The 19,915-nt window shown below is 58.4% G+C and carries 24 protein-coding genes; 11 read left to right on the plus strand and 13 right to left on the minus strand.

The genetic code is table 11. The annotated features are described in order from the left end of the window. Positions 1-58: 58 nt before the first annotated feature. Together ACR0JG_RS08725 and ACR0JG_RS08730 are read right to left on the minus strand one after the other, a co-directional pair. Positions 59-808: a transporter substrate-binding domain-containing protein gene (locus ACR0JG_RS08725; RefSeq protein WP_170510687.1), complete on the minus strand. Its 750-nt coding sequence runs from the start codon at positions 806-808 to the stop codon at positions 59-61. A 33-nt stretch (positions 809-841) separates the two neighbouring features. Next, on the minus strand, positions 842-1,618 hold the full coding sequence (locus tag ACR0JG_RS08730) for an ABC transporter ATP-binding protein (protein ID WP_170393596.1): 777 nt from the start codon (positions 1,616-1,618) through the stop codon (positions 842-844). Positions 1,619-1,984: 366 nt separating this feature from the next. Between ACR0JG_RS08730 and ACR0JG_RS08735 the strand changes: the two genes are divergently transcribed. Together ACR0JG_RS08735 and ACR0JG_RS08740 are read left to right on the plus strand one after the other, a co-directional pair. Then, a complete protein-coding gene (locus ACR0JG_RS08735; RefSeq protein ID WP_223118239.1) occupies positions 1,985-2,140 on the plus strand; it encodes a DUF5993 family protein in 156 nt (51 codons plus the stop codon). A gap of 9 nt (positions 2,141-2,149) precedes the next feature. Then, complete coding sequence (locus tag ACR0JG_RS08740; protein WP_480569107.1) at positions 2,150-2,728, plus strand: disulfide bond formation protein B; 579 nt, start codon at positions 2,150-2,152, stop codon at positions 2,726-2,728. Between the two features lie 31 nt (positions 2,729-2,759). On the opposite strand, the gene ACR0JG_RS08745 is transcribed toward ACR0JG_RS08740, so the two are convergent. The 6 genes from ACR0JG_RS08745 to secG all read right to left on the minus strand — a co-directional run bounded on the left by ACR0JG_RS08745 (position 2,760) and on the right by secG (position 7,125). Then, complete coding sequence (locus tag ACR0JG_RS08745; RefSeq protein ID WP_170393592.1) at positions 2,760-3,197, minus strand: tellurite resistance TerB family protein; 438 nt, start codon at positions 3,195-3,197, stop codon at positions 2,760-2,762. A gap of 21 nt (positions 3,198-3,218) precedes the next feature. Next, complete coding sequence (locus tag ACR0JG_RS08750) at positions 3,219-3,668, minus strand: tellurite resistance TerB family protein (RefSeq protein ID WP_170393590.1); 450 nt, start codon at positions 3,666-3,668, stop codon at positions 3,219-3,221. A 41-nt stretch (positions 3,669-3,709) separates the two neighbouring features. Continuing rightward, positions 3,710-4,003: a DUF1330 domain-containing protein gene (locus tag ACR0JG_RS08755; protein ID WP_170393588.1), complete on the minus strand. Its 294-nt coding sequence runs from the start codon at positions 4,001-4,003 to the stop codon at positions 3,710-3,712. A gap of 71 nt (positions 4,004-4,074) precedes the next feature. Next, entirely contained in the window at positions 4,075-4,851 is a 777-nt protein-coding gene (locus tag ACR0JG_RS08760) for an isocitrate lyase/PEP mutase family protein (RefSeq protein ID WP_480569110.1), read from the minus strand. Between the two features lie 102 nt (positions 4,852-4,953). Further along, positions 4,954-6,597 carry a CTP synthase gene (locus ACR0JG_RS08765; protein ID WP_480569113.1) on the minus strand — a complete coding sequence of 548 codons (1,644 nt, stop codon included), beginning with the start codon at positions 6,595-6,597 and terminating at the stop codon, positions 4,954-4,956. Between the two features lie 159 nt (positions 6,598-6,756). Further along, positions 6,757-7,125 (minus strand): preprotein translocase subunit SecG, encoded by a 369-nt coding sequence (gene secG / locus ACR0JG_RS08770; protein ID WP_170422417.1) that lies wholly within the window; start codon positions 7,123-7,125, stop codon positions 6,757-6,759. A gap of 151 nt (positions 7,126-7,276) precedes the next feature. Between secG and nthA the strand changes: the two genes are divergently transcribed. The 6 genes from nthA to ACR0JG_RS08800 all read left to right on the plus strand — a co-directional run bounded on the left by nthA (position 7,277) and on the right by ACR0JG_RS08800 (position 11,433). Next, positions 7,277-7,891 (plus strand): nitrile hydratase subunit alpha, encoded by a 615-nt coding sequence (gene nthA / locus ACR0JG_RS08775; protein WP_480569116.1) that lies wholly within the window; start codon positions 7,277-7,279, stop codon positions 7,889-7,891. Further along, positions 7,888-8,565, plus strand: coding sequence for a nitrile hydratase subunit beta (gene nthB, locus ACR0JG_RS08780; protein WP_480569120.1), 678 nt, complete (start codon positions 7,888-7,890; stop codon positions 8,563-8,565). The genes nthA and nthB overlap by 4 nt, the downstream gene beginning before the upstream one ends. Continuing rightward, positions 8,562-8,891, plus strand: a complete 330-nt coding sequence (locus tag ACR0JG_RS08785) for a nitrile hydratase accessory protein (protein WP_480569123.1) — start codon at positions 8,562-8,564, stop codon at positions 8,889-8,891. Before nthB ends, ACR0JG_RS08785 begins: the two co-directional genes overlap by 4 nt. A gap of 220 nt (positions 8,892-9,111) precedes the next feature. Then, a complete protein-coding gene (locus ACR0JG_RS08790; RefSeq protein WP_480569126.1) occupies positions 9,112-10,404 on the plus strand; it encodes an adenylosuccinate synthase in 1,293 nt (430 codons plus the stop codon). Continuing rightward, positions 10,404-10,646 (plus strand): DUF2842 domain-containing protein, encoded by a 243-nt coding sequence (locus tag ACR0JG_RS08795; protein ID WP_170510671.1) that lies wholly within the window; start codon positions 10,404-10,406, stop codon positions 10,644-10,646. Before ACR0JG_RS08790 ends, ACR0JG_RS08795 begins: the two co-directional genes overlap by 1 nt. 79 nt (positions 10,647-10,725) lie before the next feature. Continuing rightward, entirely contained in the window at positions 10,726-11,433 is a 708-nt protein-coding gene (locus tag ACR0JG_RS08800; RefSeq protein WP_480569129.1) for a porin family protein, read from the plus strand. A gap of 98 nt (positions 11,434-11,531) precedes the next feature. Here the strand turns inward: ACR0JG_RS08800 and ACR0JG_RS08805 are convergent, their stop codons facing one another. After that, a complete protein-coding gene (locus tag ACR0JG_RS08805) occupies positions 11,532-13,205 on the minus strand; it encodes a hypothetical protein (protein WP_480569132.1) in 1,674 nt (557 codons plus the stop codon). A 120-nt stretch (positions 13,206-13,325) separates the two neighbouring features. On the opposite strand from ACR0JG_RS08805, the gene ACR0JG_RS08810 reads away from it, so the two are divergent. Then, positions 13,326-14,033 (plus strand): thiamine diphosphokinase, encoded by a 708-nt coding sequence (locus ACR0JG_RS08810; RefSeq protein WP_480569135.1) that lies wholly within the window; start codon positions 13,326-13,328, stop codon positions 14,031-14,033. On the opposite strand, the gene ACR0JG_RS08815 is transcribed toward ACR0JG_RS08810, so the two are convergent. Genes ACR0JG_RS08815 through ACR0JG_RS08830 form a run of 4 tightly spaced genes read right to left on the minus strand, consistent with a single transcriptional unit; the run spans position 13,978 to position 17,458 of the window. After that, on the minus strand, positions 13,978-14,892 hold the full coding sequence (locus ACR0JG_RS08815; protein WP_170645838.1) for a DMT family transporter: 915 nt from the start codon (positions 14,890-14,892) through the stop codon (positions 13,978-13,980). The genes ACR0JG_RS08810 and ACR0JG_RS08815 overlap by 56 nt on opposite strands. 45 nt (positions 14,893-14,937) lie before the next feature. Beyond that, positions 14,938-15,354, minus strand: coding sequence for a GFA family protein (locus ACR0JG_RS08820; protein ID WP_480569138.1), 417 nt, complete (start codon positions 15,352-15,354; stop codon positions 14,938-14,940). A gap of 27 nt (positions 15,355-15,381) precedes the next feature. Next, positions 15,382-16,755, minus strand: a complete 1,374-nt coding sequence (locus ACR0JG_RS08825) for an L-serine ammonia-lyase (RefSeq protein WP_170511074.1) — start codon at positions 16,753-16,755, stop codon at positions 15,382-15,384. Position 16,756: 1 nt separating this feature from the next. Beyond that, entirely contained in the window at positions 16,757-17,458 is a 702-nt protein-coding gene (locus ACR0JG_RS08830) for a glutathione S-transferase family protein (RefSeq protein ID WP_480569141.1), read from the minus strand. A 167-nt stretch (positions 17,459-17,625) separates the two neighbouring features. Between ACR0JG_RS08830 and rpiA the strand changes: the two genes are divergently transcribed. After that, positions 17,626-18,411 carry a ribose-5-phosphate isomerase RpiA gene (gene rpiA, locus ACR0JG_RS08835; protein WP_170421048.1) on the plus strand — a complete coding sequence of 262 codons (786 nt, stop codon included), beginning with the start codon at positions 17,626-17,628 and terminating at the stop codon, positions 18,409-18,411. A 129-nt stretch (positions 18,412-18,540) separates the two neighbouring features. Beyond that, positions 18,541-19,899, plus strand: a complete 1,359-nt coding sequence (gene gor / locus ACR0JG_RS08840) for a glutathione-disulfide reductase (protein ID WP_170393558.1) — start codon at positions 18,541-18,543, stop codon at positions 19,897-19,899. Positions 19,900-19,915 lie beyond the last annotated feature (16 nt).

Raw genomic sequence — 19,915 nt, forward strand, 5'->3', positions numbered from 1 at the left:
CCGGCAAAGCCAGCGTCTCGGCCCGGCGCTGAGACACCGGACCGGGATATGTTAGGAATTAGTTGGTGACGACTGAACCGTCAGCACCGTATGTGGCGGTTCCTTCACCGAACCACTTGGTTAGCATTTCGTTCAGTGTGCCATCGGCTTTCATCGAGGTGATGGCTTCGTCGAACTTGCCGCGCAGCTCACCGTCGCTTTCACGCAGGCCCATGCCGACGCCACCGCCCAGTGGAACCGGATCCCCGACAAACACCAGCTCACCGCCCGATTCCTCGACCAGCGGGACCAGATAATCGCGGTCTGCTAGAACTGCATCGGCTTCGCCGTTGCGGACGGCGGCGATGGTTTCTTCGGGGGTTGCAAACTCGACAAGGGTTGCGCCGGATTCGGCAACGTGGCCAGCCTGGATTGTGGCAGTTTGCGCCGCAACAATCCCGCCTGTCACATCTGCTGCGTCAGAGGTCGCAACGTATGCTGAAGCGGTAGGAGGGTAGTAGTCTTGAGTGAAGTCAATGACCTCATCACGCTCGTCCGTGATCGACATGCCCGCGATGATGGTGTCATAGTTGCCCGAAACCAGGTTCGGAATAATCGAATCCCAGTCATTCTTGACCCATTCGCACTCCAGACCGGCGCGCTTGCACAGCTCGTCACCGACTTCACGCTCGAAGCCGTCGATCTCACCAGCATCATTGATGAAGTTGTACGGAGGGTAGGCGCCCTCGGTGCCCATGCGCACAGTTTCGGCCATTGCGATACCGGCGGTCAACGCCAGTGCTGCGGTGGTCAGAATCAGGTTTTTCATGAGTTACTCCCCTTTATTGGTTCTGTCCGTTGGTTAAGCCGCCTGAGTGGCGGAGAGAAAGCCCTGAAGCCGTTCGGATTCAGGGGCAGTGAAAATGTCTTCGGCTGAACCCTCTTCTTCGATCAGGCCCTGATGCAGGAACACAACGTGGCTGGAGATATCCGCAGCCATCTTCATGTCATGGGTCACGATGATCATGGTGCGGCCTTCTGCGGCCAGATCCTTGATCACTTTGATCACTTCCTGTTCCAGTTCGGGATCGAGCGCTGAGGTCGGTTCGTCAAACAGCAGCGCCTGAGGTTCCATGCACAGCCCACGTGCGATTGCGGCGCGTTGTTGCTGTCCGCCCGATAGTTGCGCCGGATAGACGTCGCATTTGTCGCCGATGCCGACCTTTTCCAGATATTTGCGCGCGCTGTCTTCGACCTCGGCCTTGTCGCGGCCCATGACAGTGACCGGAGCCTCCATCACATTCTGCAGGATGGTCATATGGGCCCACAGATTGAACTGCTGGAACACCATCGACAGATTTGTGCGGATGCGCAACACCTGCTTGGGATCGGCGGGACGGCGATGATTGTGGCTGCCAGTCCAACGGACGGGCTCGCCTTTGAACAGAATCTCGCCCTCTTGGCTGTCTTCCAACAGATTGCAGCAGCGCAGCAGGGTAGACTTCCCCGAGCCGGATGATCCGATCAGCGACACGACGTCGCCGCGATGCGCGGTGATGTCCACGCCCTTGAGCACCTCGAGTTGGCCAAAGCTTTTGTGCAGGTTCTTGATCTCAATGACGGGAGCGGCGTCTGTCACGGGCAGTCCAGATATGATTGGTGTTGGTGCGGTAATAGGGCTGAAAAATCGGGCTAATGCAATGCGCAATTGACAAGTTCACGCAGCGAAATTGCCAAATCGGGCGGTCGCGCTGTCTAAACTGTCAGTTTGTTGGGCGCATTCTGTGACTCGATGCACCATTATCGACAGGTCAGCCAGATCAATCTCTTGATTGCGGCCCAGAGATTCAGGTCACAGGATTCCGGATCAACCGAGGTGATCCTCAGCGAAACCAAATTTATTGAACTGGCTTGATCCAATCACCAAAACTGTTTGAATTTGGGAATAATTCGTTTTGAGTTAAAGATTGAAATATACGAATTCAATTCACGTAAGGGGCTTCTTGTGATCGCGCTATTATTTGCATTGTTCGCCGGCACGATGGTGCTAGCATACTTTAAGCTGGTCAGAATTTCATACGCATTGTTCGTGCTGACGCTTTTGGCGAGTGCCTACTGGCTGAAGTTTCACGCCACGACCCCCTTAACGATTCAACTGTGAGGTCGTCCAATGTCACCTGAATTTGCTCGTAACATGAATGCGATTGGTGCACTGGCGGTTTGCCTTGTTCTGGTGCTTGCCTTCTACTTTCAGCTTGTCCTTTACGAACTGCCCTGTCCGTTATGTTTGCTCCAACGCGTGGGATTCGTGGCCGTTGGGTTCGGGCTTGCTCTGAACCTGTTGTGGGGTACGCGCGCCAGAAACTATGGCATCGTGCTGGTGGCGGCGATCTTTGGGATCAGTGTTTCGATCCGGCAGATTCTGCTGCATATCGTGCCCGGAACAGGGCACTACGGCTCCCCGGTTCTGGGCCTACACTTCTATACCTGGGCGGGAGTTGCCTTTGGTTTGATCATCCTTGGCACCGCAATCATGCTGGTATTCGAGAAGCAGTATGATCTTGCGTCGGACGTTCGGGCAACCGAACGCTTCGGAGCAAGTACATTGGCCAAAACAGCGTTTTTCCTGATTTTGGCATTGGCCGTCGCGAACGCTGGTTCGGCGCTTTTGGAGTGTGGGCCCGGCATCTGTGACGATCCGCCGACAGACTACAAGTTTCTGAATGAGCTTGAAGGCATCGATTCATAGCGCTGACAACGCCCAAAGGCTTGCCGGTTGATCAGACCTTCGCCGCCTTTTGTCTTGCAAGCGCCGAATCCACATCGCTCACGCCGAGCAGGCTGACGACAAGGCGTAGCAGAGAATCCTCTTCACCGCTGCGGTGCCCATCCGCCAGTGCGACCGACCACATGGCCTGCACTACGGCCAGGCGGTCGTCATAGGCGATGGCCTCTTTGATGGCGCGAGTAAAGCGGACGGTGTCGGGCGCCTCGGCTTCAAGGTCTTCGGCGCGGGCGCGCAGGGCTGCGGCCTCGAATGGCGACAGGCCGTAGCGTTCGGCCGAGATGCGGTCGATTCGGGCCATTTCGGTATCGGCATAGTCGTTGTCGGACCGAGCGATACGCACCAACAGGGCGGTGAGGGCCAGACGGGCATCATCTTCGACAAGCGGGTCGGGCTGCGGCTGCGTGAGCCGGGACAGGAAATCACTGAACATAAGCGTTTATATAGAGATAGCCTAGGTCGCTTCCAAGCGGCTTTGTATCCGCTCGCGTGCCGCTTTGCTGTCGTTGAAGCTGAGGCCCATGGCAATGCGGGCTTCTTCGACGATCTTGACCTCGCCCTCGTCCGAGTTGCCATCGGCCAGCACGACCTCCCACAGGGCGTCAAGCGCGGCCAAGCGTTCCTGAAGATCGGTGGTTTCGCGGATCAGTTTGCCGAATGTATCTGTTTCCGGAGCAGCTGCGTGCAATTTTTCGCAGGTGGCGCGGACCTTGGCGGCCTCGATCGCATTGTGCTGGTAAAGTCGCGCAAGAATGCGGTCGATCAGGCTGATCTCTTCCAGCTTGTAGTCGCGGTCGGCCTGCGCGACACGTACCAGCAAAGCCCCCAGGGCCAGTTCGGCATCAGGATCGGGCAGTTTGTCATGTTGCGGCGGCCGAAAGGCCTGGAAGAATTTTTTCAACATATCGGCAGGATATTCCGTAATTCGAGGCGCGCCAAGCGGTGCTAGCCCTCATAGCCCTGAATAATCACAAGATCGCCGGTCGAAACCGGATCGCGCAAGGCCTTGGCGGCTTGATAGGCATCGCTTTCATAGCAGGCCAGCGCCTGTTCATAGCTGGGAAATTCGATGACAACTGTGCGGGCACGAGCCTTGCCTTCGGGCTCGCTCCTCTCGCCGCCACGTACAAGAAACTTGGCCCCGTAATCGGCGAATGGGGCCGCATTGGCAGCAATGTAAGATTTGTAGGTTTCAATGTCGTCTACATCGACATGGGCAACCCAGTATCCTTTGGCCACAAGGTGTCCTCCGCTGGTATCGGATGCAAGGTGCGGAGGAACAGGTTGAAATGCAATCCCCTAAAAGTGGATCATCCACCGGATTGCAACGCGGCGCGTGCTGAATCCTGTAACCAAGCGGTCATTTGCCGATAGGGAACCGGGCCATAGCTGATCCGGGCCACGCCGAGTTTCGCCAGCGTCGGCGTGTCAGGCGTGCCGGGCAGGGCAATGATGTTGACCGGCAAGTCGGTGGCCGCGCAAAGCTGGCCGATCATGGATTCGTCTTTCAGGCCCGGCGCGAAGAACCCGCTGGCTCCGGCATCGGCGTAGGCTGCCGCGCGGGCCATGGCGTCATCCAGCATCGCTTGATCATGCGTGTCCGGAGCGGCTTTGAGGAAGATGTCAGTGCGGGCGTTGATGAAGGCGGGAACACCGGCCACGTCACAGCTTTCGCGCATCGCAGCGACACGCGCTGCCTGTGTTTCGATGTCATAAAGATATTTAGTTCCAACGACCTGATCTTCGAAGTTAAAGCCGATTACTCCGGTTTCCAGCGCGCGTTTGACATTGGCCGATATGCCAAAAGTATCCTCGGCATAAGCGCCTTCGAGGTCCATGGTGACCGGTATATCAACCGCCTCGACAATGCGGCGAGCGTTGTCTAACGCCAACTCAAACGGGATGTTCTGGCCGTCCGAAAACCCCTGCGCCATCGCGACCGGAGCACTGCCAGTCGCCAGCGCTTTGGCCCCTGCATCGCGTACAGCGACGGCGCTGCCGGGGTCCCAAATGTTATAGAGGATGACCGGATCACCCTTCTTGTGCAGGGCGGCAAATGTTTCTGCTTGGGTAATCTGATCGGTCATGGCCGGTCTCCTGTCGCTGCTATGGCGGCAGTTAACCGTGCAAACCGCCGGCGCGTAAAGATAATTCGCGCCGACTGGTACAAATCTGTTATCGGCCCGTGATCAGACCAGACGCGAGGTGTCTTTCGCGGCGCGCACGAATTCGCGGAACAGGGGGTGCGGGTCGAAGGGTTTGGATTTCAGTTCCGGGTGATACTGAACACCAATAAACCATGGGTGATCCGACCATTCGACGATTTCCGGCAGGCGACCATCCGGCGACATGCCCGAGAAATTCAGGCCTGCCTTTTCCAGTTTGTCGCGGTACTTGATGTCGACCTCGTAGCGGTGACGGTGGCGTTCCTCAATCTGGGTGCCGCCATAGACTTCCGCGACCTTCGAGCCTTCGGCCAGAACCGCATTATAGGCGCCCAAACGCATGGTGCCGCCCTTGTCGTCTCCGACTTTGCGTTCGACCTTGTGGTTGCCCTGTACCCATTCTTTCAGGTGGTAAACAACGGGTTCAAAACGCTTTTTGCCAGCCTCGTGGTCGAATTCCTCGGACCCGGCTTCGGTGATTCCCGCCGCGTTGCGTGCGGCTTCGATCACGGCCATCTGCATGCCCAGACAGATGCCCAGATAGGGCACTTTGTGTTCACGCGCATATTGAGCGGCCTTGATCTTGCCTTCTGTCCCACGCTCGCCAAAGCCGCCGGGGACGAGGATGGCGTGGAAGCCTTCCAGATGAGGTGCGGCGTCTTCGTTGTCAAACACCTCGGCATCGACCCACTCGATCTTGACGCGGACGCGGTTGGCCATACCGCCATGGGTCAGGGCCTCGGCAATTGACTTGTAGGCATCTTCAAGCTGGGTGTATTTGCCGACGATGGCTACTTTCACTTCGCCTTCGGCGTTGTGGATGCGGTCGCTGACGTCTTCCCATTTGGCCAGATCGGGCTTGGGGGCCGGGCTGATCTGGAATGCGTCCAGAACCGCCTGATCCAGACCTTCACGGTGATAGGCCAGCGGGGCGTCGTAGATGGTGCTGAGGTCTTGTGCGGCAATCACGCTGTCAGGGCGGACATTGCAGAAAAGGGCCAGCTTTTCGCGTTCTTTGGTTGGAATCGGTCCCTCGGACCGGCAGACCAGAATGTCGGGGGCTAGACCGATCGAGCGCAACTCTTTCACCGAGTGCTGGGTTGGCTTGGTTTTCAACTCGCCCGAGGCTTTGATATAGGGCAGCAACGTCAGGTGCATGAAGATACACTGACCGCGCGGCTTGTCCTGACTGAACTGGCGGATCGCTTCAAAGAAGGGCAGGCCCTCAATATCACCTACGGTGCCGCCGATTTCACAGAGCATGAAATCAACTTCATCCTCGCCAATCGCGATGAAATCCCTGATCTCATTCGTGACGTGCGGGATCACCTGAATGGTTTTGCCGAGGTAATCTCCACGGCGTTCTTTCTCCAGCACGTTGGAATAAATCCGCCCCGAGCTGACCGAGTCGGTCTTGCGTGCCGCCACACCGGTGAAGCGTTCGTAATGGCCAAGGTCCAGATCGGTTTCAGCGCCGTCATCGGTAACGAATACTTCGCCATGTTCGAAGGGCGACATGGTGCCCGGATCGACGTTTAGATAGGGGTCCAGCTTGCGCAGACGCACCGAATATCCCCGGGCCTGCAACAGCGATCCCAACGCCGCCGAAGCCAGTCCTTTGCCCAAGGACGAAACCACACCACCAGTGATGAAAATAAAACGCGCCATGTTTTTCGGCTGCTCCCGTGAGACGTCATTATTAGCTGCCCGGCGGTTCGAAAAAACCGCTGCATCACGGGACTTCACGTATAAAGGATTCGCGCACATAGCGCAAGAGAACCGCAAGATGCTGTTGCAGTTCCCTTATGAATTTCTAGGTTTTGTGGCTTAGTCGCCAGCCTGCGGGATCAGCGGAGCATTGTCGCCTTGCGCCGGCGGCAACAATTCATCTGCCGATGGGACTGCCGGAGCGCTTTCCTCAGCCGGGGCCGGGGCAGGCACGCCCAAACGGTCAATCACTGAGCTGCCAGAAGATTTCTGGGCCGCCAGAATCGTCAGCGTGATCGAGGTGACGATAAAGCACGCGGCCAGGATCCATGTCAGCTTGCCCAACGCCGTTGCTGCCGCGCGGCCCGTCATGGCCCCGCCGCCACCGCCACCCATACCAAGGCCGCCGCCTTCGGAACGTTGCATCAGCACAACGACAATCAGGCCCAAGGCCAGAAGAAGGTGGATGATGAGAACGACGTTTTCCATGGTGGTCCTGTACAGCGTGGCGTGTATCGCGTGGTACTTATGCAAGTTTGCCAGCGGGGGCAAGTCACGAGTTGGCATCACGTGCGGTGATGTTTCATATCACACCAAAGAGACTGGACAGAGCGCTGTTCTGTCGCGCAGGCTGCGCCTCATGCCACATGATGATAACGACCACCCGCACGCCCTGTTGCCTCCCGAACCCGCGCTGCGCGTCAAAGCGCTTGAGACGATTCTGACCCGCAAGGGTCTGATTGATCCTGCAGCGCTGGATGAAATCATCGATACTTATCAGAACAAGATAGGTCCACAGAACGGCGCGCATGTTGTTGCAAAGGCTTGGAGTGATCCCGATTTCAAAGCCTCACTGCTGGCAGACGCCACTTCAGTCGTGGCGGATCTGGGCTATTACGGTCGTCAGGGCGAGCATATGGTGGTCGTCGAGAACACGCCTGAACAGCATAATATGGTCGTCTGCACCTTGTGCAGTTGTTACCCGTGGCCGCTGCTAGGAATTCCACCCGGCTGGTACAAATCTGACGCTTACCGCGCCCGTGCCGTGCGTGAGCCACGCAAGGTCCTGTCTGAGTTTGGTGTTACCTTGCCCGAAGGTACATCGGTTCGCGTCTGGGACTCGACGGCCGAAATTCGTTACCTCGTCCTGCCGTTGCGCCCAGAGGGCACAGAAGGATTGAACGCGGATGAACTTGCCGCGCTGGTCACCCGCGACAGCATGATCGGCACTGGGCTACCCAAGGTGCCGTCATGACGCGAGTACATGATATGGGAGGGCGCTTTGGTGATGGTCCGGTGAACCCTGAACCCCAAGACGCACCGGTGTTTGCCGAAGACTGGCACGGTCGGGCGCTGGCGGTAACGCTCGCTGCGGGGTTTCTGGGGCAATGGAATATCGATGTTTCACGCCACGCGCGGGAAAGGTTGTCTCCTACGGACTACGCGCGGTTTTCTTACTATGAGAAATGGATGTCCGGTCTGGCTGATCTTCTGGTCGAAAAGGGGGTACTGACGCTTGATGATTTGCGCGGTGTCGACGGGGATGGTGTTCATCCTCTGACTGAGCGTACCCTGAAGGCTGACGCCGTCGCAGGCGCCTTGGCCAAGGGCGGACCCGCAGATCGCCCGTCGAACGTCGCAGTTCGGTTTCAAACCGGGCAAGCCGTTCGAACCCTGGGCCACAGCGCCAATCGACTGGTTGATGGCGGCCACACCCGGTTGCCGATCTATGCCGCGGGTGCAACGGGTCGCATCCTCAGGCTGCATGGCACTCATGTCCTGCCGGATTCCAACGCCCATGGGTTGGGTGAAGCCCCTGAGCCGCTCTACGCGGTCGTGTTTCCCGCCTCAGAACTTTGGGCAAACCCTGAGCACCCGGCGGATGAAGTCGTGCTGGACCTCTGGCAGTCTTATTTGGAGCCCGCATGAGCGATTGTATCACTCACTCAGCCCCCGAGCCGATTTTTGCCGAGCCCTGGCACGCGCAGGTTTTTGCGGTCACAGTGGCCTTGAACGAAGCGGGCCGGTTTGATTGGCCGGACTGGGCGGAACGGTTTTCCAATACTTTGAAACGGAACGGCCTCAAAAAAGAACTGGATGGTGGGGACGATTACTTTCACGCTTGGTTAGAGACCTTGGAGGCGCTGCTGGCTGAGCAGGGGGAAGCGCCCACTGATGATGTCCAGGATCTTCGCAATGCATGGGAAGAGGCTTACCTGACAACACCCCACGGTCATCCCGTACAATTGCGCTAAAAGCAGAGGGGGCGCTGCCCCCGCCGCCCGTCCGGGCGACTCCCCCGAGGTACTTTTGGCCAGATGAAGCAGGGGACCCGATCTTCATCAGGCCAAAAACACCTCCGCCGGAGGCATCGCGCGCAGCACGATTTGTATCTGCGGCGAAATATCGGTTTCCCTGCCGTCTGTGCCCGGCTATATGAGCCGGGTTTGAATATTCAGCGCAAAAGGACCGGATATGGCCAACGTGGTTGTTGTCGGCGCCCAGTGGGGCGACGAAGGAAAAGGCAAGATCGTCGACTGGCTCAGTGAGCGAGCGGATGTGATCGCGCGTTTTCAGGGTGGACATAATGCCGGGCACACGCTGGTCATTGAGGGTGAGGTTTACAAACTGCATGCGCTACCTTCGGGCGTCGTACGCGGTGGAAAGCTGAGCGTGATCGGCAATGGGGTCGTTTTGGACCCTTGGCACCTGATCAAAGAGATCGGTACGATCCGCGCGCAGGGTGTCGATATCACGCCCGAGACGCTGATGATTGCCGAGAACACCCCGCTGATCCTGCCGTTCCATGGCGAGCTGGATCGTGCGCGCGAAAGCCAGAACTCGGTGGCCAAGATCGGCACGACCGGTCGCGGGATCGGTCCGTGTTATGAGGACAAGGTCGGGCGGCGTGTAATCCGGGTGGCTGATCTGGCTGATGAAGCGACGCTGGCGCTGCGGGTCGATCGGGCCTTGGTCCATCACAATGCGCTGCGCAATGGTTTGGGGTTGGAACCTATTGATCGTGACGCGTTGATTGCGCAGCTGAAAGAGATCGCACCACAGATTCTGCCGTTTGCCGCGCCCGTATGGAAGGTGCTGAACGAGAAGCGCAAGGCAGGCAAGCGAATCCTGTTCGAAGGCGCACAGGGTGCGCTGCTGGATATCGATTTCGGGACCTATCCGTTTGTGACATCGTCGAATGTGATTGCGGGCCAGGCCTCGACAGGCGTTGGGATTGGGCCGGGTTCGATCGACTTCGTTTTGGGCATCGTCAAGGCGTACACGACCCGCGTGGGTGAGGGGCCTTTCCCAACCGAATTAGACGACGAAGATGGCCAGCGCTTGGGCGAACGGGGGCATGAGTTTGGCACCACGACGGGGCGCAAACGCCGTTGTGGTTGGTTCGATGCCTGTCTGGTACGCCAAACCTGCGCTACCAGCGGCGTGAACGGCATCTCCCTGACCAAGCTGGATGTGCTGGACGGGTTCGAGACGCTGAAAATCTGCGTTGGATATGAGCTGGATGGCGATCGCCTGGACTATCTGCCGACCGCCGCCGACCAGCAAGCACGTTGCACGCCGATTTACGAAGAGATGCCGGGCTGGAGCGAATCCACCGAAGGCGCGCGCAGTTGGGCAGACTTGCCTGCGAACGCGATCAAATACGTGCGCCGCGTCGAGGAATTGATCGAATGTCCGGTCGCCCTGTTGTCCACCAGCCCGGAGCGGGAGGACACCATTCTGGTGACCGACCCGTTTGCAGATTGATGAGCAGCAACGACAAACCCGGCCTCAGCTATAAGGCACGTCGGCGGTGGTCATTGGTGCTGCTGCTGATCGGGCTCCCCGTCTATATCGTTGCGGTTGTGACAATCGTGAACTGGCTGGATCGCCCGCCGATCTGGCTGGAACTTCTGGTATATGTCGCGCTTGGCATTGTCTGGGCGTTGCCGTTCAAATTTGTGTTCCGCGGAGTGGGCAAAGAGGACCCGGATCAAGATCAAAGCTAAGCCGCCCGATTGTCTTGGTGTCTCCTGCGTGGCACGATGTTTGCGACTTTCTTTCGCGGCAACCAGAGGCAGATAGGACATGAAAAACCGGGTATTAGCGGCGGTTACCACAACATGTATCGCGAGCAGCGCTCAGGCCGGTGATTGGCGCTATACCATTGCGCCTTATTTCTGGGGGCCGGAATTCAGAACCTCACTGGACGTGGGACCAAACCCGCCGGTGAACGGGGATACCTCGATCTTCGACATTCTGAAGGGCGCGTTCCTGATCGCTGGCCAGGCCCGAAATGGGCGTTGGACCATTGGTGGTGAGTTCAATTATCTCAATTTGGGTGACGATGTCTCGGTCGGTCGGTTTGACGATGCAGCCAGTTGGGATCTTGAGGGCACGATGGTCTCACTGGCGGCCAGCTATGCGGTCTATCAGGATGATCGGTCACGGTTGGAAGCGTTGGCCGGGCTGCGCCATTGGGACCTGGATGTTTCGACCACCGTGCTGGATCGCACCTTCAGCACAGATCAAAGCTGGACCGACCCGTTGATCGGCGCACGCTATAACTACGCGCTGAATGACCGCTGGAGCCTCACAGCGATGGGCAATATCGGCGGCTTCGGTTATGGCTCGGAATTCCAGTGTGAGGCGCTGGTGCAGGCTAGTTGGAAGTGGCGTGAGAATATCAACGTTGCGGGCGGGTATCGCCATCTGGATGTTGAGTTTGAAGACGGGCGCGATGTGATTGATCTGATCCTGACCGGCCCTTACGTGGCGCTGGCGTTCGACTTCTGAACTTGACTGGCTTTTTGGCTGCGAGCCACGGAACGAAAAAGGGCCAGAGTTTCCTCTGGCCCAATTTTGTCTTGAGGGGGTGTTGGGGGATCTTGGAGTCAGCCAGCGGCACGCTCGTCGTCGTTCGGGCGGAACCCGATTTGGGTTGAGGCGGCAAAACGGCCACCTCCGGCCTTTTCGATTTTGCCGTCCCGCAGCAACTGACCGAATGAGCGCAAGCTTTCTTCGCGGTTGAACGAGTCCTGCTTGAGCGAGCGAACTTTATTCATCAGCTGTGGACGTGAGAACTGCTCCTGACCTTCGATGAAGGACAGATAAGCCGCGGCAGCTTCCAGCAGGTCGAGTAGTGATTGGGCACCCTGTTCTTGCGCAAAGGCTGCAAAACCACCTTCTTCATCTGCAGATTCCTCGTCCGCCGAGGTGACACGGCGCGGTGTCACCGGGCCGGTGTCAGCCGTTGCGGTATCCACCCGCTGTTCAGCCACCAGTTTCAATGGTGCGGCAGCATCCGGGGTGGGGCGTTCACTGGTGACCTCAATCTCGGGTCGGCGTGGATTGACGACCGAGGCCAGATCACCGCGATAATCATCCTCGGGGGTCTGAGATTTGTCTGCGCCATCTTCGCGGTCTGCTTCGGTTGCAGCAACGGCAGTGCGCAGGTGAGAATATGTTTCGCGCTGGCCGCTAGTGGCAGGATCATCCATATGGGCGCCCGCTTCGTCCATCAGGCGCGATACGTCCTGATCCAAACCCGTCATATCGGGCAGCTCAGCCGTCGTGTTTGCCGCCAGCTCGGATTCTACCAGCGCCATTTCGTCAAGCAGCAGCGCCTCATCCTCGGCCGAGATGACGCCATGGGCGAGGCCGGTAAGATCCGGTGTTGTTTCATCTTCGTCGGTGTTGTCCTGGTCATTCAGGATGTTTAAGGGGCCTTCGTCTTCAGTTTCAGCTTCGTCGTCGAGGTCCGAGAACAACACGTCCTTGTCCGTGACATCGGCTGACGGCTGTTCGGGCGCTTCGTCCTCGTCTTCAAGTTCGGCAGTGATCGCCGGTGAGATGATCGGGGCTGCTTCGACTTCGTCCTGCTCGATGGCGGCAGGCGCGAGTGGTTCTTCGTCCTCAACCGGCAGCTCGGCGATCGTTGCCATTTGCTCGGGTTCGGCAGGCTGTTCGACCTGCGGGGCCGTTGCCGGAGCGTCGTCCGTAGCAGTGTCTTCCAGATCGGTCGGGCTCAGCGCGCCGGACTCAAAAGCGGCAGAAATTGCATCGACCTTTGGCTTCACGGGCTGCAGATAGCTGACGTCTTCGTCTTCAGAGTATCCGGCAGGGGCAGCATCGGAATGCGAAACAACAGCCCGGATTCGCTGCAGCTTGGCTGCGATACTGTCAGCGGCGGGGGCATCGTCGGATTGCGGAGCAGACGGAGCAGGGGGAACAACATCCGCGACAGGCTGAACAGGTTCAGGTGTTGTGGCTGGCGCAATTGCAGCGGGGGTCGGTGCTGCAACCGGGGCGGCTTCCGTTGCGCGCAGCAACAGGCCGGTCTCGTTCTGGCTGGCTTCAACCTTCTGGGCGGCGTCCCGTTGTGCGATCCGGGTCAGCATCTCGGCGTCAGGCTGAGGGGGTTCCGATCCGAAGTATCGGTCATCCGCTGCAAGGTCCCGGAAATACTCGGCGATCGCCTTCATTGTTTCAAATGAATCGTCAAAGCCTTCGAGGGTGCACGAGAAGGTGCCGTATGAAACGGTGAGTACCTTGTTGTTCTGTACCATCAGACGCATGTCCTTTACAAACTACCAGGTCGATTACCAGACACAGCAGGGGCAACCGACTCGAAACTCTAGCCATGAAGCTATCATTTTGTGGTTTCATTATGTCCAAAACTGGAAATTATGGTCAATCTTGTGGAAAATGGGGCAATTGTTCGCTCTGGCGGGCCAATCGGGCTGTTTGGTGGGGGCGAATTCAGTTCAGAGGACGTGAATCTGGTGCTAAATCGCGTCAATTCTGCCGTTGCGGCGGATGGCGGTGCGGCTGCGTTGATTGATTCGGGACGGATGCCGGACGCAGTGATCGGCGATTTGGACTCGATTACGGCAGAATATCTGGCCCGGATTCCCAAGGATCGGTTGTTCCAGATATCCGAGCAGAACAGCACCGATTTTGACAAGGCGCTGCGCAATATGGATGCGCCTGTGGTGCTGGCAGCAGGATTTCTGGGCGCGCGGGTGGATCATCAGTTGGTGGCGTTCAATACTCTGGTTCGGTTGCAGGATCGGCCTTGTGTCCTGTTGGGCGCACGAGAAATTGTCTTTCATGCGCCACCCAGGATCAGTCTGGAGCTCACAGCAGGAGACACGGTTTCATTGTTTCCGCTGCGGCGGGTGACCGGGCGCAGCGAGGGGCTGGAATGGCCGATTGATGATCTGGTGCTAGAACCGGACGGGCAGGTCGGAACCTCTAACCGAGCGCTAGGAGCGCTAACGCTTGAGGTCAATGGACCCGGGTTGCTGACGATCCTGCCGCGCGCGGCGTTGGATCAGGTCATGCAGGCGTTTCAGTCGGGCCGGACCGAGCGTTGGCCCGCTCGTGCAGGATAACGTAGAGCCCGGCCGCGATGGTGATGCCGATGCCTAGCGCGGCCAGCCCGTTTGGCAGATCGTGGAAGATCAGCCAGCCGATCAGGGTGGCGACCGGAATCTCTAGATATTGCATCGGGGCCAGAGTCGCAGACGGCGCATAGCGCAGAGACCATGTCATAAGTAGATGCGCCACGGTGCCCAGCACACCGATCCCCAGCAGCAGCCAGAGCGTCTCGGCCGTGGGCATCGTCAGGGACATTGCTGGCAGGCCGATCTGGGAACCCAGCAGGACAATCGGAAGCAAAAAGACGGTAGCCATGGCCCCCGATACCGCCTGCAGCGCAACCGGGTCTGTTTCCTTGGCGATCTGCCGCGTAACCAACATGAACAGGGCGAAGACCACCGCAACGATCAGGGGCAGCAAGGCGGGCGCGCCGACCTCAGCAAAGCTGGGCTGGATCACCAGCAAGGTGCCAATGAATCCGACGACACAGGCGATCAAACGACGGGGGCCGACCTGTTCGCCCAAAACATATTTGCCCAACAGCAGCATGATGAAAGGCATTACAAAGGCGATGGCCACGGTATCGGCCAGCGGCATATATTGCAGCGCTGTGAACATCGCTGCGATCCCAATGATGTGCAGAAGGGTGCGGATCATCGTCAGGCGCAAAACGCGCGGCGTCATCTTCCATGGCTTGCCGGTCATCGCGATCAGTGGGATCAAGATCATCGCCTGAACAGCAAACCGCACCAGAACCAGCAGTCCCAAAGCTGTGGTTTCACCCAACAGCTTTGCCATCCCGTCACCCAGCGGTGCGAGCACGCAAAAACCGAGCATCAATATGATGCCGAGAACGGGGCGATCCTGAGTCATGTGCGCGACGCTAGCGGTTTCGCGGCAGAGGGGGAAGCTCTGATCTCAGGTGTCGGGCAGGGGTTGGATTTTGGTGTAATCCGGGCCGATGCAGGTGGGCAGGCCGTCACCAAGCTGCAGCCAGCTAAGCTTTTCCTCGTGCGCGACATGCAAGGTCGGGCTGAGTACTTCGGGATTTTCCAGTGTCGCGACGTAGAGATGCATCACATCCGACATCACCGTCGACCGGAAGGATATCGGTGTGCCGCAATGGGGACAAAAGCTGCGCTCGACCCCGGGGGAGGAGTTGAAGCGTTTCGGTTCTTCCCCGATCCAGCGCCAATTGCCGTCGCGCACGCCGAAATAGGTGGTCATCGGAGCGGCGCATTGGCGACGGCAGCTGTCACAATGGCAGGTGACACAGGACAGAACCGGAGGATCAACCTCGTATCCAATCTTGCCGCACAGGCAGTGTCCGCGCATGTCACCCCACTTGTTCTTGCTGTCAGATCAGCAGTTCGGCACGTTGACGGCCAACCCGCCCAAAGATGTTTCTTTGTATTTCTCGTGCATATCCTCGCCGGTCTGGCGCATCGTTTCAATGGCCGCGTCCAAAGGCATAAAGTGCTTGCCGTCGCCACGCAGGGCCAGCGAGGCCGCCGAGACGGCCTTAATCGCGCCCAAGCCGTTACGCTCGATACACGGCACCTGCACAAGGCCCGCGACTGGATCGCAGGTCATGCCAAGGTGGTGTTCCAACGCGATCTCGGCGGCATTTTCAACCTGCTCAGGCGTACCGCCCATCACGGCGCACATGCCTGCCGCAGCCATGGCTGACGCGCTGCCAACCTCGGCCTGACAGCCCGCTTCAGCGCCCGAGATCGAAGCGTTGAACTTGACCAGACCACCGATGGCGGCGGCGGTCAGCAGGAAATCCTCGACATGGCTTTCGGACGCGCCGGGCACGTGATCGAGGTAATAGCGCAGAACTGATGGCAGCACGCCCGCCGCGCCATTTGTAGGGGCGGTGACAACCTGCCCACCGGCTGCGTTTTCCTCGTTCACGGCCATGGCGTAGACGCTCATCCAGTCGTTGATCGTATGCGGGGCATTCAGGTTCATGCCGCGTTCTGCCAGCAGGGCATCGTGGATGCCCTTGGCGCGGCGGCGCACGCTGAGGCCGCCGGGTAGGATGCCATCCGTTTTTAGCCCACGCTCGATGCAGTCATTCATGACCTGCCAAAGACGCGCTGTGCCTTTGGCAAAGCTATCCGCGCAACCGCGCGCGATCTCATTTTCACGCTTCATCTGAGCGATGCTTTTACCGTTGTCTTTGGCCATTTGCAGCATTTCGGCGGCGGATTTGAACGGGAAGGGCACAGGCGCACCTTCGTCAGTTGCCTTGCCTTCGGCCAATTCCTCTTCCGTAAGAACAAATCCTCCACCGATGGAGTAGTAGACCTGACGCAGGATGACATCGCCTTGTGCGTCAGTGGCCATCAGGATCATACCATTGGCATGACCGGGCAGATTGTTGTCGTAGTCGAAGATCAGATCGGCTTTGGGATCAAAGCTCAGCGTCGGCAGGCCTTCGGGTGTCACCGTATGGGATTCTGCGATAGCTGCCAGTGTGGCTTCGGCCTTGTCGTTGTCATAGGTGTCAGGCACAAACCCGGCGAGGCCCAGAATGGTAGCGCGGTCGGTGGCGTGGCCGACGCCGGTAAAGGCCAGCGAGCCGTGCAACGAGCCGCGCAGGCCCGAAAACTCGAACGGTGAGGCGCGCATCAGGTCAAGGAATCGTGCGGCGGCCACCATCGGACCCATGGTGTGGGAAGAAGATGGGCCGATGCCCACCTTGAACATATCGAAGACAGAGAGAAACATATCAGGTAGCTGAGCCTTCTGGAGGGTTGGCGTAGGTCGGCGAGGTGAAGGGAGTGACCCCCAGCCCCTCGGCGGCAATAGCTGCGCGGGTCGACGGGTTTGATTCTAGCTGCATCAGGATTTTTTGCAGATAAGGCGTGTCGGCGAGTTGATACCAGCTGCGGTCCGCCTTAGCGGGATAAAGCGCCATCCAGCGCATCATGCAGGCGACATATATCGTCAGGACTGAAGGGTGATCAGCACTGAACCAGTCGGGCGCTTTTTGGGCTTGAGCATCCAGCAGATTCAGGTGCTGCCGCAGCCGCGGGTGGATGCCGGAGCGTAGTGTATCGGCTTGATCTGCCGCGATGTATTTTTCGGCATAGAACAGGATTCGCAGATCGGCATGCAGGGTATTCGAGGCGAAGAACAGCCACTTCAGGAATGCCGCCCGATCAGGGCTGACCTGTGTCGGGGCTAATTGCCCATGCGTATCAGCCAGCCACAGCAGGATTGCGGCGGTCTCGAAGATCGGACCCTGGGGCGTCTCCAGCACCGGGATCAGCCCGTTCGGATTCAACGCCCGATACGCCGCACTATTCTGTGCATCGCGGGCGCGATCGACCAATACGGTCTCATAGGGCAGGCCCATCTCTTCCAGCGCCAGTCGGATCACCAGCGAGGCGTTGTCGGGGGCGTAGTGCAGGCGGTATGGCGATTCCATGGCGACTATCTAGGGGGTCTGGCGATCACAATAGAGGCTGATTGCGACGTTTCCTATCGGAAACGCGTATTTCAGCGACATGTTAGCACAGGTGCGGAGTGTTTTGCCTCTCGCAGTTGCGCGGGGCATTCCGTATAAGTCTGGCAGTATTCTTGGGGGAAGCTGCCATGACCAGAGACTTGTCGCCCATCGACAAAGCGAAATACGTTGCTGCCTGTCGCGCCGCCGATCTTGTTCAGGACGGGATGCGTGTGGGATTGGGGACAGGCTCGACCGCCGCATGGTTGGTGCGCCGCCTGGGTGAACGGGTGCGCGATGGAGGGTTGAAAATCAAGGGCGTTCCGACGTCGACCGCGACGGCGCAATTGGCGCGGGAAGAAGGGATCGAGGTCGTCTCGCTGGACCAGGCCGGCTGGTTGGACCTGACAATCGACGGCGCGGATGAGTTTGATGGCGAGTTCAACCTGATCAAGGGCGGTGGTGCTGCGCTGTTGCAGGAAAAGATTGTGGCCACAGCCAGCGATCAGATGGTGGTGATCGCGGATGCAGGCAAAGAGGTTGAGACGCTGGGCGCATTCCCTTTGCCGGTCGAGGTGATCCCGTTCGGCTGGCAGACCACCCGCACCCTGATTGAAGAAGCGCTGGACACGATGGATGTGCTGGGCACTTCGGTCACGCTGCGGATGAACGGTGAGGCACCCAAGGTTACGGATGAGGGCAATCACATTCTGGACCTGCATCTCAAGCGGATCGGCAATGCCCGCCAACTGGCACTGGTGATGAATCAGATCCCGGGTGTGGTCGAAAATGGGCTGTTCATTGATATCTGCGACAAGGTTGTCATTGGTTATGGCGATGGCCGGGTCGAATTGCGTGATATCAATGAGGGTACAGTCCTGACCGATATGCTGGGCGACGGCGGGGACAACCTGTTTTCTGATCTGGCGGACTAAAGATCAGGCAGGTGGCGCGATAAACTGCAGAAGAAAAATCACTATTTCCCGCGTCAGGGGTTGGCAGTTCAGGATTTGCGCCCAGATATCCAGTGAATTTTGGCCACGCGGAATAAAAGGAACTCGTACATGAGCTTTGACTATGATCTGTTCGTCATCGGAGGCGGCTCGGGCGGAGTTCGCGCGGCACGGGTGGCGGCGGGTGAAAACGGCGCCAAGGTGGCTCTGGCGGAAGAGGATCGTTACGGCGGAACCTGCGTGATCCGTGGCTGTGTACCCAAGAAGCTGATGGTTTTCGCTAGCGAGTTCGCGGATACGGTTGGGGACGCGCAGGCTTATGGCTGGGACATGCAGCCGGGTGCGTTCAACTGGAACACTTTCAAAGTTAAGCTGCACGCAGAGCTCGATCGGTTGGAAGGTATCTACCGCAATATCCTGAAGAACAATGGTGTCGAGAGTTTCGACCAGCGCGCCCATGTCGTTGATCCGCATACGGTGGAACTGGCTGATGGTACCCGCAAGACAGCCAAGCATATTCTTGTCGCAACGGGCGGTCGTCCGGTTGTACCCGAGTTCCCCGGATCTGATCTTGCGATCACCTCGAATGAGATTTTCCACCTGGAGGAACTGCCCGAATCCATGCTGATCGTTGGCGGTGGATATATCGCCTGTGAATTTGCCGGGATCATGAATGGGATGGGGGTCAAAACGACTCAGTTCTATCGCGGGGCGCAAATTCTGCGGGGCTTTGATGATGAGGCGCGCGGGCTGATCAGTGAAGAGATGTGCCAGAACGGCATCGACCTGCATCTGGGCACCAACGTGCTTGAGATGAAAAAGCAAGGCGACAAAATCTGGGTGAAGGCCACAAATGGCTCCGAGCAGCTGTTCGACGTTGTGATGTATGCCACGGGTCGCGCGCCGAATGCGGATGATCTGGGGCTTGAGGCTTTGGGCGTCGCGCGCGGTCGCAAGGGTGAGATCATCGTGGATGAGTACAGCCAGACAGGCGTGCCCTCGATATTTGCCATTGGTGATGTAACCGATCGGGTGAACCTGACCCCTGTGGCGATCCGCGAAGGCATGGCCTTTGTCGAGACCGTCTTTAAAGGCAACCCAACGCCCGTTGATCACGAACTGATCCCGACCGCGATCTTTACCCAGCCGGAAATGGGTACTGTGGGCCTCAGCGAGGAAGCGGCTGCGGAACAGGAACCGATTGAGGTTTATGCGACCTCATTCAAGCCCATGCAGAAGGCGTTTGCCGGAGGCACACAGCGCGTGCTGATGAAGCTGATCGTGTCGCAAGAGACGCGGAAAATACTCGGCTGTCACATCGTTGCGCCGGGCGCGGGTGAGATGATCCAACTTGCCGGAATTGCCGTAAAGATGGGTGCCACCAAAGAAGATTTCGACCGTACGGTTGCAGTTCATCCGGTGATGGCCGAAGAACTGGTGACAATGCGGCAACCTGTGCGCACGGCTTGATTTGCAAGCGCGCGCA

It is taken from the genome of Ruegeria sp. AD5, assembly GCF_056542345.1.

Excerpts from the sequence above, each read along its gene's own strand:
- ACR0JG_RS08825 (WP_170511074.1), bottom strand. The coding sequence starts at position 16,755 with ATGTTTCTCTCTGTCTTCGATATGTTCAAGGTGGGCATCGGCCCATCT.
- ACR0JG_RS08790 (WP_480569126.1), top strand. The coding sequence starts at position 9,112 with ATGGCCAACGTGGTTGTTGTCGGCGCCCAGTGGGGCGACGAAGGAAAA.
- ACR0JG_RS08765 (WP_480569113.1), bottom strand. The coding sequence starts at position 6,597 with ATGGCGCGTTTTATTTTCATCACTGGTGGTGTGGTTTCGTCCTTGGGC.
- ACR0JG_RS08745 (WP_170393592.1), bottom strand. The coding sequence starts at position 3,197 with ATGTTCAGTGATTTCCTGTCCCGGCTCACGCAGCCGCAGCCCGACCCG.
- gor (WP_170393558.1), top strand. The coding sequence starts at position 18,541 with ATGAGCTTTGACTATGATCTGTTCGTCATCGGAGGCGGCTCGGGCGGA.
- ACR0JG_RS08795 (WP_170510671.1), top strand. The coding sequence starts at position 10,404 with ATGAGCAGCAACGACAAACCCGGCCTCAGCTATAAGGCACGTCGGCGG.
- rpiA (WP_170421048.1), top strand. The coding sequence starts at position 17,626 with ATGACCAGAGACTTGTCGCCCATCGACAAAGCGAAATACGTTGCTGCC.
- ACR0JG_RS08785 (WP_480569123.1), top strand. The coding sequence starts at position 8,562 with ATGAGCGATTGTATCACTCACTCAGCCCCCGAGCCGATTTTTGCCGAG.
- nthA (WP_480569116.1), top strand. The coding sequence starts at position 7,277 with ATGCCACATGATGATAACGACCACCCGCACGCCCTGTTGCCTCCCGAA.
- ACR0JG_RS08830 (WP_480569141.1), bottom strand. The coding sequence starts at position 17,458 with ATGGAATCGCCATACCGCCTGCACTACGCCCCCGACAACGCCTCGCTG.
- ACR0JG_RS08805 (WP_480569132.1), bottom strand. The coding sequence starts at position 13,205 with ATGGTACAGAACAACAAGGTACTCACCGTTTCATACGGCACCTTCTCG.
- ACR0JG_RS08760 (WP_480569110.1), bottom strand. The coding sequence starts at position 4,851 with ATGACCGATCAGATTACCCAAGCAGAAACATTTGCCGCCCTGCACAAG.
- ACR0JG_RS08750 (WP_170393590.1), bottom strand. The coding sequence starts at position 3,668 with ATGTTGAAAAAATTCTTCCAGGCCTTTCGGCCGCCGCAACATGACAAA.
- ACR0JG_RS08815 (WP_170645838.1), bottom strand. The coding sequence starts at position 14,892 with ATGACTCAGGATCGCCCCGTTCTCGGCATCATATTGATGCTCGGTTTT.
- nthB (WP_480569120.1), top strand. The coding sequence starts at position 7,888 with ATGACGCGAGTACATGATATGGGAGGGCGCTTTGGTGATGGTCCGGTG.
- ACR0JG_RS08740 (WP_480569107.1), top strand. The coding sequence starts at position 2,150 with ATGTCACCTGAATTTGCTCGTAACATGAATGCGATTGGTGCACTGGCG.
- ACR0JG_RS08725 (WP_170510687.1), bottom strand. The coding sequence starts at position 808 with ATGAAAAACCTGATTCTGACCACCGCAGCACTGGCGTTGACCGCCGGT.
- secG (WP_170422417.1), bottom strand. The coding sequence starts at position 7,125 with ATGGAAAACGTCGTTCTCATCATCCACCTTCTTCTGGCCTTGGGCCTG.
- ACR0JG_RS08800 (WP_480569129.1), top strand. The coding sequence starts at position 10,726 with ATGAAAAACCGGGTATTAGCGGCGGTTACCACAACATGTATCGCGAGC.
- ACR0JG_RS08820 (WP_480569138.1), bottom strand. The coding sequence starts at position 15,354 with ATGCGCGGACACTGCCTGTGCGGCAAGATTGGATACGAGGTTGATCCT.
- ACR0JG_RS08810 (WP_480569135.1), top strand. The coding sequence starts at position 13,326 with ATGGTCAATCTTGTGGAAAATGGGGCAATTGTTCGCTCTGGCGGGCCA.